Annotated in this window: 9 protein-coding genes; 7 read left to right on the top strand and 2 right to left on the bottom strand. The window is 42.0% G+C overall.

Annotation, left to right across the window (positions count from 1 at the left end):
* Positions 1–6 precede the first annotated feature (6 nt).
* Positions 7–705 carry a GntR family transcriptional regulator gene (locus tag ACFX4I_RS23120; protein WP_377423287.1) on the top strand — a complete coding sequence of 233 codons (699 nt, stop codon included), beginning with the start codon at positions 7–9 and terminating at the stop codon, positions 703–705.
* Positions 706–903: 198 nt separating this feature from the next.
* Here ACFX4I_RS23120 and ACFX4I_RS23115 read toward each other — a convergent pair whose 3' ends face one another.
* On the bottom strand, positions 904–1,020 hold the full coding sequence (locus tag ACFX4I_RS23115; RefSeq protein ID WP_377423285.1) for a hypothetical protein: 117 nt from the start codon (positions 1,018–1,020) through the stop codon (positions 904–906).
* 289 nt (positions 1,021–1,309) lie between these two features.
* Between ACFX4I_RS23115 and ACFX4I_RS23110 the strand changes: the two genes are divergently transcribed.
* Together ACFX4I_RS23110 and ACFX4I_RS23105 are read left to right on the top strand one after the other, a co-directional pair.
* Complete coding sequence (locus ACFX4I_RS23110) at positions 1,310–2,722, top strand: glycoside hydrolase family 18 protein (protein ID WP_377423283.1); 1,413 nt, start codon at positions 1,310–1,312, stop codon at positions 2,720–2,722.
* A 301-nt stretch (positions 2,723–3,023) separates the two neighbouring features.
* Positions 3,024–3,809: a PhzF family phenazine biosynthesis protein gene (locus tag ACFX4I_RS23105; protein ID WP_377423281.1), complete on the top strand. Its 786-nt coding sequence runs from the start codon at positions 3,024–3,026 to the stop codon at positions 3,807–3,809.
* 60 nt (positions 3,810–3,869) lie between these two features.
* Here the strand turns inward: ACFX4I_RS23105 and ACFX4I_RS23100 are convergent, their stop codons facing one another.
* Complete coding sequence (locus ACFX4I_RS23100) at positions 3,870–4,454, bottom strand: LysE family transporter (protein WP_230303756.1); 585 nt, start codon at positions 4,452–4,454, stop codon at positions 3,870–3,872.
* Between the two features lie 103 nt (positions 4,455–4,557).
* On the opposite strand from ACFX4I_RS23100, the gene ACFX4I_RS23095 reads away from it, so the two are divergent.
* The 4 genes from ACFX4I_RS23095 to sdaAB all read left to right on the top strand — a co-directional run.
* Entirely contained in the window at positions 4,558–5,112 is a 555-nt protein-coding gene (locus tag ACFX4I_RS23095; protein ID WP_377423279.1) for a helix-turn-helix domain-containing protein, read from the top strand.
* Positions 5,113–5,785: 673 nt separating this feature from the next.
* A complete protein-coding gene (locus tag ACFX4I_RS23090; protein WP_377423277.1) occupies positions 5,786–8,596 on the top strand; it encodes a bifunctional metallophosphatase/5'-nucleotidase in 2,811 nt (936 codons plus the stop codon).
* Between the two features lie 54 nt (positions 8,597–8,650).
* Positions 8,651–12,982: an endonuclease gene (locus tag ACFX4I_RS23085; protein ID WP_377423275.1), complete on the top strand. Its 4,332-nt coding sequence runs from the start codon at positions 8,651–8,653 to the stop codon at positions 12,980–12,982.
* A 299-nt stretch (positions 12,983–13,281) separates the two neighbouring features.
* On the top strand, positions 13,282–13,940 hold a 659-nt coding region (gene sdaAB / locus ACFX4I_RS23080; protein ID WP_377423272.1), incomplete at its 3' end, for an L-serine ammonia-lyase, iron-sulfur-dependent subunit beta.

Below are 13,940 nucleotides of genomic sequence, written 5' to 3'. Positions count from 1 at the left end.
GGAAATATGGATGTAAAGTATAGAATGGTCGTAGAACAACTGGAGAAAGAAATAGTAGAAGGAAAATATACATTAAATACTAAGTTACCTACTGAAGAAGAGTTGATGAAGAAGTTCGATGTCAGCAGGAATACCATTAGAAAAGCAATCAATATATTGGTTGAGCAGGGTTATATCTATCAAGTGCAAGGAAGCGGCATATTCCTAAGGGAATTTTCCAGACCGGGATGCATTTCGATGAGGGATATGAGCGGCTTGACCAAAGTGTTTCCGAATGATGAAATGAAAAGTAAAGTGTTGAAGTTAGAATTAATAGAAGCTGATGAAAAGTTGGCCAAACAAATGAAATGCCAGGTGAAAACCAAAATCTATAACCTCAAACGGGTTAGATACTTAAATGGTGCACCCATTGTAATAGAAGAGTCCTTTTTCAATAAAGACATCATCCCCATCTTAAATAAAGAAATCGCAAATGGTTCCATTTATGAATATATAGTAGAGGATTTGAAGTTGAATATCGGGTTTGCAGATAAAATCATTTCGTGTGAAAAACTAAATGATGATGATGCCAAGCTTTTGGACTTGCAGCCAGGAGATCCGACCTTAATAGTTGAAAGTACGGTCTTTTTAAAAGCGGGAGCCGTTTTTGATTTATCAATCGAGAAGTATAATTATACTTCTGCCAAACTGTTAACATTGACTTAAACAGGGCAGGAAATTCTTTAGATGACTGCATTTTAAGATAACTGAAACAAGTATAAATAATATACAAAGAGCGGCTGCATTTAGTTAGCAATCGCTCTTTTTTTAATTTCTCGTTCTATAATGATTTTCAGCTGTGGAAATAGGGGGCTCAAAACGCTTCAACTCATTGTAATAGGTCTAAGAAGATTCCAAAATAAATTAAGCATGAAAGTCAGGAAGATAAAAGTTTGAAGTTGCTCCCCGGTATTTCGCATAGTTTGCTGCGCCTACCTCTGCAATTTCCCCATCAATGATCACCAGCTTTGCATGTAACATCCCTTTGTCGTGCTGATAGAATGGATCAGTTTCTGCACGGTCACCTTTATAGGTACGGTTTTGGCAATGTCCTTGTCTTTGGGGGATTTGCTTACCTCTTTTCCTCTACTGAAATCACTCCCTTGTTTTTCTTACGTAAAGAATCCGGGCTCACATTGGGTTACAAAAATTATACGCAATAAGAGCGAAAAAACTAAGAATACTGGAATGTTGAACGTAAAAAAACATATTAGGGCTATCTAGGGAATAAAATGAATGGAATATTTTGAAGGAAAGTGGGGCAGTGCATGTGAAAATCCATGTGGTGAATAGGGGGGATTCTTTGTGGGGAATTTCCCAGCAATATGGTGTCAGTACCAACCGAATTGTTCGGATCAATGGTCTTGAAAATCCAGATAAGCTAGTGATTGGCCTAGCACTTTTGATTCCTGAACCTTATCTTCAGTACAGGGTTCAGCAAGGGGATACTCTAGATAAAATCGCAAATCAGTTTGGAACTACGGTACAGGAAATCATGCAATCGAATCGCATCACAAATCCTTCTGCTATCTATCCAGGGCAGAGACTAACCATTCCGGTTATTTATCATACCGTAAGGGAACGAGATACTCTTTATGATATAGCAAGACGTTATGGAACGACAGTTCAAGCGATTATGCAGATGAATCGGATTACAGATCCGTCCAATATCCATATCGGACGGATAATAAGGATTCCCCAGAAACCAAAACCCATCATTGATGTAAATGGCTTTACAAACGTTTACGGGCAAACCGGTGCGGAGCAGGTACGTGAAGTAGCCTACGATTTGACCTACGTAAGTCCATTTGGTTATAGAATGAGGAAAGATGGCAGCTTAGAAGTCATAGATGACACCCCGACGATACGGGCGGCACAGTCAACTGGCGTCATACCCATGATGTGCATAACGAATTTTTCCGCCACGGAAGCGGGAACACAGCTTGCACATACGTTACTTTCCGATTTAAGTTTAGTGGAAAAATTATTAACCAACGTCATAAAAACGATGAAAAATAAAGGGTACCGTGGATTGAATATCGATTTTGAAAGTGTAGCACCAGAGGACCGTGAGTTCTACAATCGCTTTCTCCAAAGAGCAGTGGATCGATTGCATCCTGAGGGCTACTTTGTGTCATCCTCCCTTGCCCCAAAAACTAGCGCCAATCAAAAGGGAACATTAGTTGAGGCACATGATTATCCAGTTCACGGACGGCTGCTCGACTTCGTAGTGCTGATGACATATGAATGGGGTTACCGAAAGGGACCGCCCCAGGCAATCTCTCCCATTAATGAAATAAAGCGTGTCCTTGACTATGCCGTAACGGCTATACCAACAAACAAAATCTTCATAGGATTTCAAATTTATGCACGGGACTGGCTTGTTCCTCATGAAGAGGGGCAGGAAGCAGAGACTTTCGACATGCAGGAAGCCATCAGACGCGCCGTCCAATATAATGTAGAAATAAAATATGACGAGACAGCCCAATCACCTTATTATAGGTACAAAGATAATCAGGGACGCACACATGAAGTTTGGTTTGAGGACGCACGCAGTGCTAAAGCTAAATTCGACCTGGTGAAGATTTATAGGTCAAGGGGTCTCAGTTATTGGGTACTTGGTTATCCTTATCCCCAGAATTGGGAACTGCTTGGGGATACATTTATTGTACGGAAACTGTAGGGTGTTTTTTCAAGGTGGATCACACATAATTAATATAGTGATGGGCAGCTTTTTTTATAAAGCTGTCCATTTTAGTGAAAACCTTTTAGATTTCGAAATGCAGTTTTATAACAATGTTAACAATCGTTTGGAATATGGATGAAGAAATATAAAAATCAGAAAAACCGCCATATGGTGGTCTTTTTCAGTTTATGAGATAAAGAGAACTCCTTAAAAACAGGTATGGGTAATTACCATAAAGGAAATGTGTTCTTCCTTGTGGAAATGTATTACGGACAATCCATTTAAGGAGGCATTTTTTTTGGAATTAACCATCATTAATACGTTTACAGATCAACCTTTTAAAGGAAATCCTGCTGCTGTCTGCCTTCTTACCGGGGAAAGTGACAGCGAGTGGATGCAGCGAATAGCTAAAGAGATTAATATGCCTGTCACTGCATTCAATCACCTTCATAATGGCGAATGGCAGCTGCGTTGGTTCACACCTTCCGTTGAAATCCCGATTTGCGGACACGGGACGCTGGCAAGCTCTTTCTTTTTGTGGGTTAAAGGATACGTGCCAAGGGATCAACCAATTGTCTATCAGACGAAAAGCGGACTTCTCACTGCAAAATTCGTGGATGGAATGGTTCAATTGGAGTTCCCGTCATTAATCGAGCAGGAGATCGCTGCCCCTGAATTACTGATAAAAGCTTTAGGTGTTGTACCTGTGTATGTTGGACAAAACAAATGGGATTATCTAGTCGAAGTTCAATCAGAGGAAATCGTAAGGAATATAAAGCCGGATATAGATTACATTGCCCAATTGCCTATTCGGGGTGTCATTGTAACGAGTCAATCGGATAGCAGTGAATATGATTTCGTTTCACGTTTCTTTTCCCCTGCCCAAGGCCTTGACGAAGATCATGTAACGGGCTCTGCCCATTGCTGTCTGGGGCCATATTGGAAAAGCAAGCTGAACAAAAGTATCACTATAGCCTATCAGGCATCGGAAAGAGGAGGACTACTGAAGGTTGAAGTAACGGAAGACACAGTTAAACTTTCCGGCCATGCCGTGACCATATTCGAAGGGAGCTTAAACATTTAATGCAGGGGGAGGGAGGCATGGTGCAATCCTTCTTAATGAAGGATCGCACCCGTTACCCTTTTAGTGTACAAGAATCGAAATGGCACTATACACTAATAACAAAGCCATGACTACATTAAACTGACTCCTATACTTTGATAAAAACGTTTGAAAAACCGAACCGAACATACTCCAACAGAACGTACTCATAAAACCGACAAAAGCCAGAAATAATGAAAAGAATAGTAAGCTGAAATTTGAAGAGTGATAAGGTAGGATGAAGGTCGATATTGCCGTGATGCCATATAGAATGCCTTTTGGGTTTATGAATTGTAAAAGCATGCCCGCTATAAAACTGTTGTTCCTGTCATCATTATCGTCCTTAGCTTTATTTGAACTTGAAATGATTTTTATGGCCAGATATAGCATATAGATTGCACCTAGGATAGTCATGATAAATTCAATCTTCGGTATGAAATTTTCAAGCAAAACATTAAAATAACTACACAATAACATGATTACAAAAAAACCGGCACCTACACCGAAACAAAATTTAATCGTCTTTTTTAACCCGTACTTGTTCGCAAATAACATTGCCATGATGTTATTTGGACCTGGAGTGAAACTTGTAACGAAAACAAATAGCAAAAAAGATAGTAAATGCATGGTTGACTCTCCTTTGTATGCTATAATGACCGAAAGTGACATTATAACGACTTCCTTTTTATTGTACAATGCCGACGTTATATTGTAAATAAGGAGCATTTTTATGGAAGAAATAAATTTTATTATTGCTAACAATTTAAAAGCCATCAGGGAAAGTAAGAAATTAAGTCTTGAAAAGGTTGCAGAATTAACTGGAGTAAGTAAAACGATGATCGGACAAATAGAAAGGGGAGGATCGAGCCCTACGATTACAACAATTTGGAAAATAGCCAATGGATTGAAGATTTCTTTTTCTTCACTGATAAATAGCCCGCAGCCGGATACAAAAATCATTTTAAAAAGTGAAATTCAATCTTTATCTGAAGATAACGGAAAATATCGAGTTTATCCCCACTTCCCCTTTGAAGATGAGAAGCGCTTTGAAGTATATTCAGTCGAGATAGAAAAAGGTGGATTCCTAAGTTCCGATTCGCATAGGGAAGGAACGGAAGAGTACATAACTGTTTTTGAAGGGGAACTGACTGTACGTGTAAATAACGAAGAATATACAGTAAGGAATGGTGATTCTATCAGATTCAAGGCTGACAGACCGCATACCTACCATAATTCAGGGGAAGCAATAACTCGATTAAGCATGATCCTATATTATCCAACCTAAAAAAAGGGAGTAATGTTGTTTCTGCTTATTATATCTTGGCAAAGTGAAGTTGATATAACGGCAATATTGGTGGACTGAGATAGAGATTCATGTTTTATTACTTTTTTAAATGAGACATTAGCTTGAAGAAATTTGCGACACTCCTGCCGAATAACTGGCTTGCCGAGACCACACAGGCGCTTGCTTTGATGAGGCTTGGCAGACGGTCGGCTGAAAAGGGAGTGGATTTCTGAAAACAACCGGAACCTTTTTTAAAGAAAAAAACGGCTTTCTTCGAATTTGTCTACAGTCTGGGAGAGATTTAAATCTCTCTTTTTTTTTGCTTTTGGACAAATCAGGTATAAAGACCATGAGTGGTCACGAGGTAAATTAGAACTATTTTACCATTCAATCGTTTTATCGATATATCATCTTTCCGATAATGGGTATTTTGGGGTGAGTATAATGAAAATATTCTGTTAATATTCCATGTTGTATTGTAAATTTGTTTTAAAATTGGATTATTTTGCTGTAATATAAGAGATACACGGATCTTTAGAGGAAAAAAGTAGGGTGGATTTGTGTATAGGTAAGTAAATTTGTCGGGATTCAATTTTTGGAAAGACGTGTCAATTCTATGGATAAGTTAGCAGAATGTTATGTCAGTATATAACTTATGGGGGGATTAACTATAATGGGGAAAAAGAAAATCGTAAAAATTGCATCAGCTACCATAATGGCTGCGACAACGATCGTAGCGGTAGCGCCGGCACCTTCTGATGCTGCCACTAGCCTGAATAGTAAAATCAAAACGGCCAAGGCCGCCATCAAAAAACCATTCGATACCTATTTCTACACTTCTAAACTCGCTTCAGTGTCCACTATTGAAAAACAAATCAAATCTGCAAAACAAGCAAAAAAAGACATCAACTCTACCATTAAAAAATCAATGTTAAGCAAAAAAGAAAAAGATGCCAAATACAAAGAAATCGAGGCTTATGATAAGTACATCACTCGTTCAGAAGGATATGTAAAAGGATATAAAGCGGCTGAGAAAGCAAAAGCTGCACATGGCAAATCAATTGGCGCACTTACGAATGCCATCCTTTCCAAGAAATCAATTGATATCAGGAATCAATACGAGGCACTGGATAAAGCCGTGAAAAAGGCAGATAAGGATATTAAAGATACCGTTTACGGTGCGAAAATCGAAAAGCTTTTATACGATAAATTCACTAAATCGACCAAAACAGCTTTGAACGGTGACCTGAAAGTTCCGTACTACTATGAAAAAGCTGCTTACTGGGTGAAGAAGGGTGATTTAAAGACCGCGGACAAGCGGATGCAAACCGTTTCTTCGCAGTTGAAAAAGGTCAGCAATACATCCAAGCTCGGAAAAGCCATACACGCCTATGTTAAAGAAGTGAAAGGTAAGTATGATGATGCGGTATATGCAGAAAAGAAAAAAGAAGTGGCAAAACGGGTCAATGCCTATGTAGCCCTTGCCAATGGGGAACTTAAAACGAAAGAACAGATAAACGCGGCTAAAAAGGCGAAAGCAGCCATTAATCTAAATGGAATCAAGGAGTCGGACCGAAAGGAATTCCTGGCGAAAATGGCATTGGCGGATAAGAAAGTCGCTGCCGCTGAAGAGGCCTTGAAAAATCCAGCGAAGGCGATCACCCTTTCCTTGATGCATACGAATGATACGCATGCCCACTTGGACAACGTGGCCAAAAGGGTAACGGCTGTTAAGGAAGTGCGTAAGAGTAAGCCGCAAGCTCTTTTGGTGGATGCTGGTGACGTATTCTCGGGAACTCTCTATTTTAATGAATTCAAAGGGCAAGCCGATCTTCGCTTCATGAATTTAATGAAATATGACGTCATGACATTCGGGAATCATGAGTTTGATTTGGGATCAAGCGCCGAAGGGCATCAAGCTTTGGCTGACTTCATTAAAGGGGCACAGTTCCCATTTGTCAGTTCGAATGTGGACTTCTCCAAAGATGATAAGTTCAAGGGACTATTCTCGGACTTGATTTCAAGTAAGCCAGAGCAAGGGAAGATATACAATGGGATCGTAAAACAAGTGGATGGCCAAAAGGTAGGGTTCTTCGGGCTTACAACTGAAGAGACGAAAGATATTTCAAGTCCTGGAAGTATAGAATTCGAAAACTATCTTGAAGAAGCCGAAAAAGCGGTCAAGGCGTTCAAAGGCATGGGAGTCAATAAGATAGTTGCCGTATCCCATATCGGTTACGATGACAATGCGGCTTATGACAATGATTTAACATTGGCTGCCAAGGTCAAGGGCATCGACGTGATCGTGGGCGGACATAGCCATACGCAGTTAGACGCCCCCGTTGTTGTTGACAAAGATGATAAAGGGAAAACGAAAGAGCCGACTGTCATCGTTCAAGGGTATCAGTATAGCGACTATTTAGGAACGATCGATGTGAATTTCGATAAGGATGGCAAGATTGTCGGACAAGCCGGTCAGCTGATTAAGCTTTCTGAAAAACAGGATGATGCCGAAGCGGCGAAAGTGCTCGAAACATACTCCTCGAAGATTAAGGAGCTGAAGGAAACGAAGACTGGTGCAACAGCTGTGAAAGCTTTGGAAACACCGCGTGATGCAGGAGATGTAACGAAGCCGAGTGTTCGTAAAAATGAAACGGAACTGGGCAATTTAATTACGGATGGAATGCTTAGTAAAGCGAAAGAATTCAATAAGGATACGGTCATAGCCTTCCAAAATGGCGGGGGCATCCGCGCTGGCATCGATCAAGGTGAGATCACTTTAGGGGAAATCCTAACCGTTTTACCGTTTGGGAATACGTTAGCGACGATGAAGCTTACCGGTGCAGAAATCAATGAAGCATTAGAGCATAGTGTGAGCCTCGCTCCTAAGGAAAATGGCGGCTTCCTGCATGTTTCCGGAATGAAATTCAGCTACGACAGTTCGAAGGAAGCAGGCAATCGTGTCACAAAGGTTGAAGTCCTTGGACAAGATGGAACCTATTCCGAATTGGATGCAGCGAAGGAATATGTCGTGGCGACCAATGCTTTTACAGCCAAGGGCGGAGATGGATTCACCGTTTTCAAGAAGGCATATGAAGAAGGAAGGATGACGGATATCGGACTCGCTGATTGGGAGAATTTACGGGATTATGTAAGCGGGCTGAAAACTGTCGATCCAAGCATCGAAGGACGCATCAAGGATGTCGCCGGAAGCAATACAGACCCGACTGTCGTATTGGCCAAAGACTTTGGCGGAACGGCTGATGCCCCAAAAACACATGAAGGTCATGTAGTTGTGGACATCACGGATATCGCTTCATTGGAAAATGCAGTCGTTAAAGGGAATCTTACATTAACAGGAACTCCTCCGGATAACTTTACTTTTTCACAGGTTACGGTCGAGGGTAATTTGGATTTATCAGGACTTAACGGTAAGACCGTGAGCATGAGCGGTGTCACGGTGAATGGCGAAACCATTCTTTAAGCGGTATTCAAATGATTCCTGAGCCTGCGAAAAAAAGTTGGAGGGGTTGAGATCTTGAAGAAGAACGGGATAAGCAAGCTTTTCTTTGCCATGCTGATCGTGCTGTCGACGGTTTTGCCAAATGCAGCCGCTGCAAAAGCGGAAGGGACAATATCGGTAATGGAAGCGATTAATAATAACAGCGGAGCGGCGACGGTGAAGGGATATATCGTCGGTACAGCTAAAAGCGGTACAAGCTATCAGCAAACATCGCCTTTTACTGAAAGTACGAACATAGGTATTGCGGATAGTCCGGGTGAAACGGATGTTAAGAAAATCATGCCTGTCCAGCTTCCAGCCGGAAATATCAGAACGGCATTGAATTTGGTCGAACATCCGGATTTACTCAAAGCGCAGGTGACGATTACGGGGAAGTTGGAAAAGTACTTTTCAGTACCCGGCCTGAAATCCGCAACGGATTACACGATCATCACTGATGGAGGAACAACTCCTGAACAGCCTGATGTGAAGGTTCTGGACTCCATTGCCGAGGCGCGCACGAATACCGAAGATGTAGTGCAGGTCGATGGAGTGGTCACCACGGGGCTTGGTTATTGGGGAGGAAAAGGCTTTTATATCCAAGATGAAACGGCTGGACTATATGTTTATGGTTCTTCGTGGCCTGAGGATGTAAAGCAAGGGGATAAGGTTACTTTAATCGGACAAGTATCCGCTTATAATAAGGAATTGCAAATTCAACCAACCTCCCTTGAAGTGGTTTCTTCCGGGAATGAACTTCCTGAAATCCAAAAAATTGATGCAACTGGAGTCAATGAGGAAACACAAGGTGAGCTGGTCACCATTGAAAAAGCGACCATTACAGAATTGGCGGCATCGGGAACATACGGAACATTCGAATTCAAGGCGGAAGATACTGAAGGGAAATCTGTTATCGTTCGCCATGATAACCGGACCGGGTCGAGTTATGAAGATTTCGTGAGGAACTTTAAAGTGGGGGATGTCATTTCCGTAACCGGGATCGGATCGAGGTTCAATGACACGTATCAGTTGAAGCCGCGTGGCATTGAAGATTATGAACTGGTGAACAAACCAGCCGTTTACACGGATATTTTCCCTGGTACGGTTAGTGAAAATACAAAAGTATCACTTGAATCTGGCTGGGAAGAAGCGAAAATCCATTATACGCTGGATGGATCCGCACCGACGTCTTCAAGTGCCTTGTACACAGAACCGATCATTTTAACGAAAGATACTGTCATCAAGGCAATCGCTGTCAACGACAAGACATCGGAAGTTTTCACTTTTGCCTATACCGTTACCAAAACCAATGAAGTGAAGATTCGTGACATTCAGGGGATGAATCATTTTTCACCATATGAAAATCAACTCGTCTCAGGTGTGGAAGGTGTCGTCACTAATGTAAAGGATGCGAATAATTTTTATATGCAAGATCCCAACCCGGATAAGGACTTAACGACTTCCGAGGGAATACTTGTGTACAACAAAGCACATGGTCTGAAAGCGGGGGATCATGTCAAAGTGGCAGGTAAAGTCGCTGAGAGGTATATCGAAGGATACGCTGAAATGAAAACGACGGATCTGCCAACAACTGAATTGACCAATACGACGATTGAAAAGCTTGGCACTGCAGCGATGCCAGAACCGATCGTCATCGGAAAAGATGTCATTCCGCCGTCCGAGAACATCGATGATGATAGATTGACAGATTATAATCCGGGCGAAGACGGCATTGATTTCTACGAGAGTCTGGAAGGAATGCTCGTGCAAGTATATAACCCGAAAGTGGTCGCTCCTCAAGACTATGGTGAATTGGTCGTGATTCCAGGGAATATGGAAACAACGACTGCAGTTGGGGGCGTCAAAATAACGGAAACGGATTTCAATCCTGAAAGAATTACCCTGGATATAAATGATGAATCATTTGCAGCGAAAACGGGTGATTTCTTTGAAGGTTCGGTCACGGGTGTCATCAGCTATGGATATAGCAACTATAGGGTAGTGACGGATAAAGCCCAGCTGCCTGCGTTAAAGGATGGCGGTACGGCCCGGGAAGTGACCTCCTTAGAGAAGGATGCTGATAAGCTATCGATCGCTTCCTATAATATCGAGAATTTTTCCACTCAAACAGCTAATTCTAAAGTCGAAACGATCGCAAAATCCATCATTACCAATCTTAAACAACCCGATATCATCGGCGTAACGGAAATGCAAGATAATGATGGGGCAACGGATAGCGGGACAACGGATTCTGCTCAAAGTGCCAAGAAGTTAACCGACAAAATAAAAGAGCTGGGCGGACCGCAATATCAATACATCGATATCGCTCCAGAAGATAAACTTGATGGCGGGGCACCCGGCGGGAATATCCGCGTAGGCTTTTTATATAATGTCGATCGTGTCAAATTGACTGAAGGAACGAAAGGAACGGCAACACAGTCCGTGGCCTTCAAGGATGGAAAACTTACCTTGAACCCTGGCCGAATCGAGCCTAGCGATCCCGCCTTCACTTCAAGCAGGAAGCCTTTAGCCGCTCAATTCGAATTTAGAGGCGAAAGCGTAGTTGTGGTGGCCAATCATTTTAATTCCAAGGGCGGTGACCAGCCTATATTCGGCAAAAACCAGCCTCCTTTCCTTTCAAGTGAAACGCAAAGGCTTCAAATTGCCTCCATCGTCAATCGGTTTGTCAGTGATATCAAGTCACAGGATGCCAAAGCGAATATCGTCTTGCTTGGAGACTTTAATGATTTTGAATTTTCGGCACCGCTTAAAACATTAAAGGGCAAAGATCTAACCAATATGATCGAGAAAGTCCCTTTTGAAAAACGTTATTCTTACACATATCAAGGCAATTCACAAGTACTGGACCATATCCTTGTATCGAATAATATGGCCGCGGCAACGAAAGTCGATATTGTCCATATTAACTCATCCTTCATGGAAGTTCATGGAAGGGCAAGCGATCATGACCCTGTACTGATTTCAACCTCGTTATCTGAATCAGGTAGTGTTGAGCCTCCTGCTCCAGAAAAAACGTATCATGTAACAAACGTTAAAACAAAAAGACTTACGATTGCTTCACCTAGTGTTTTGATCGATCTTGACGAAACATCCAACATCGAAGAAGGTATCTGGTTAAAAGGTTCATATGCTGTACTCAAAGGCCTTGGGCTGAAGAATGCATCTGTGACGATAAAACCGGATAAGGAAGGCGCAATCATTGATTTTGGAGGCATGGCGGTGAAGGAAGTCATCATTGACAACGCCAATGTAAAAGAAATCAGGGGCGCTGAAAACGTTCAGAAATGGTCGGTAACAGAAGGTGTCGACATATCGAATGTCAAGTTTGTCAATTCGAAAGGGGAAGCAATTGCTTCCCCTTTCGACCCTAAAGAAAATCATCCGCCCGTCGTAACGAAAAAACTGGAAAATCTTGAAGTGAAAGCCGGTTCCAGGGTCACCATCGATTTGAGTGAGCACTTCTCAGATACAGATGGAGATAAGCTGACCTTTTCATCCACTATCGGTACAGTCACCGGCCAGGCATTATCCCTTCCTGCAAACGAAGCTGGAACATACCTTGTCGCAGTCAAGGCCGAGGACCAGCTATCGGAAACGGTTGCCCGTTTCACGCTGACCGTATCGGATGATAAGCCGCTTGAAGCTTATTACGAAACGGCGGCAGGAAAAACGGGAACTGAATTGAAATCGGTTCTGCACTCGATTATTAAAGGGCATACGATGTTATCTTATGATCAAGTGTGGAATGCCCTTAAAGAAACGGATGAAGATCCGGTGAATAAACAGAATGTCATCTTGCTTTACTCTGGAAAATCCATCTCGAAGAACGCGAATGGGGGCAATACCGGACAATGGAACCGCGAACATGTTTGGGCAAAGTCCCACGGTGATTTTGGGACAAGCAAAGGTCCCGGGACAGACCTTCACCACCTCCGTCCCGCTGATGTATCAGTGAATGGTAAACGGGGCCACCTTGATTTCGACGAGGGCGGTCAAACATATAGTGGATGTGAATGTAAGTTTGATTCAGATTCATGGGAGCCGCCAGATCATGTTAAAGGCGATATAGCAAGGATGTTATTTTACATGGCCGTCCGATATGAAGGAGACGGCGAGTTGGATCTTGAACTATCCGATACAGTCAATACGTATCCGAAGCCGCTTCATGGAAAGCTATCGACACTTTTGATATGGAATGAACTCGATCCAGTCGATGATTTCGAGAGCCATCGCAATGATGTCATTCATGACTGGCAAAATAACCGCAATCCATTCATTGACCATCCTGAATGGGCATCCGAAATTTGGGGTGCTGCTAAATCCATCGATGAGAAAAAGGCGAGTTAAATCGGAGATAGAAGGGGAAGCAGCCTGATGGCTGCTTTTTTCAAGCTTTTCTACAAATTTAATGATTGAAAGTTAATTATCCCAATATACTGAAAAATCAAATATTGATTTCACGTTAAATAATAAATATTTTGGGTAGGTATGTTATGTAATATATGTTAATATGGGATATGAAATGAAAGGGTTTTCATTGCAGGAATGATAAAAATATTTTAAAATAGTAATTAGCCGCTTTTTGATCTTCATTCACCCTTAAAAGACGGTTAAAAAATAGATTGCCAGAAATGGGGCATTACACGATGAAATACAGATCTGCATTCGATATAATCGGTCCCGTCATGATTGGACCTTCAAGTTCACATACAGCAGGAGCTGCCAGAATTGGCAGAGTAGCAAGGACATTATTCGGAAAGCAACCGAAGAAAGCCATTATTTCTTTATATGGTTCTTTTGCAAAAACATACAGGGGACACGGTACGGATGTTGCTGTCGTAGGCGGGATATTGGATTTCGATACGGATGATGAACGAATCCCTGCCTCTTTAACGATAGCGGAAGAAGCCGGTATGGAAGTTACCTTTACAATCGAAGATACTGTGATGGATCATCCCAATACAGTCAAAATCAGACTGTTCGACGAAGATAAAGAATTGGAACTAGTTGGGATCTCCATTGGCGGGGGAACGATAGAAATAACGGAGTTGAATACGTTCAAGCTTAAATTGTCGGGTGAAAACCCAGCCATTTTAGTCGTGCATAACGATGTATTTGGAATCATATCTTCGGTTTCGACAGTATTGGCGAATCATGAAATTAACATTGGACATATGGAAGTTTCCCGGAAAGAAAAAGGTCAAATGGCCCTCATGGTGATTGAAGTCGATCAGAAAATCAAGAGCGAGGTCATGAAGGAAATTGAAGGATTGGAAAACGTGTCGCAAGTCATAAGGATGGTTGA

Origin of the sequence: Peribacillus sp. YIM B13472 (genome assembly GCF_042788005.1) — a bacterium.
GTDB classification, from domain to species: domain Bacteria; phylum Bacillota; class Bacilli; order Bacillales; family DSM-1321; genus Peribacillus; species Peribacillus simplex_E.
The sequence above is the reverse complement of the archived record's forward strand: the minus strand, read 5'-3'. Positions and strand labels throughout refer to the sequence as shown.

Coding starts and splice junctions, on each gene's coding strand:
- ACFX4I_RS23120 (WP_377423287.1), top strand. CDS start 7: ATGGATGTAAAGTATAGAATGGTCGTAGAACAACTGGAGAAAGAAATA.
- ACFX4I_RS23115 (WP_377423285.1), bottom strand. CDS start 1,020: ATGTTACATGCAAAGCTGGTGATCATTGATGGGGAAATTGCAGAGGTA.
- ACFX4I_RS23100 (WP_230303756.1), bottom strand. CDS start 4,454: ATGCATTTACTATCTTTTTTGCTATTTGTTTTCGTTACAAGTTTCACT.
- ACFX4I_RS23095 (WP_377423279.1), top strand. CDS start 4,558: ATGGAAGAAATAAATTTTATTATTGCTAACAATTTAAAAGCCATCAGG.
- ACFX4I_RS23090 (WP_377423277.1), top strand. CDS start 5,786: ATGGGGAAAAAGAAAATCGTAAAAATTGCATCAGCTACCATAATGGCT.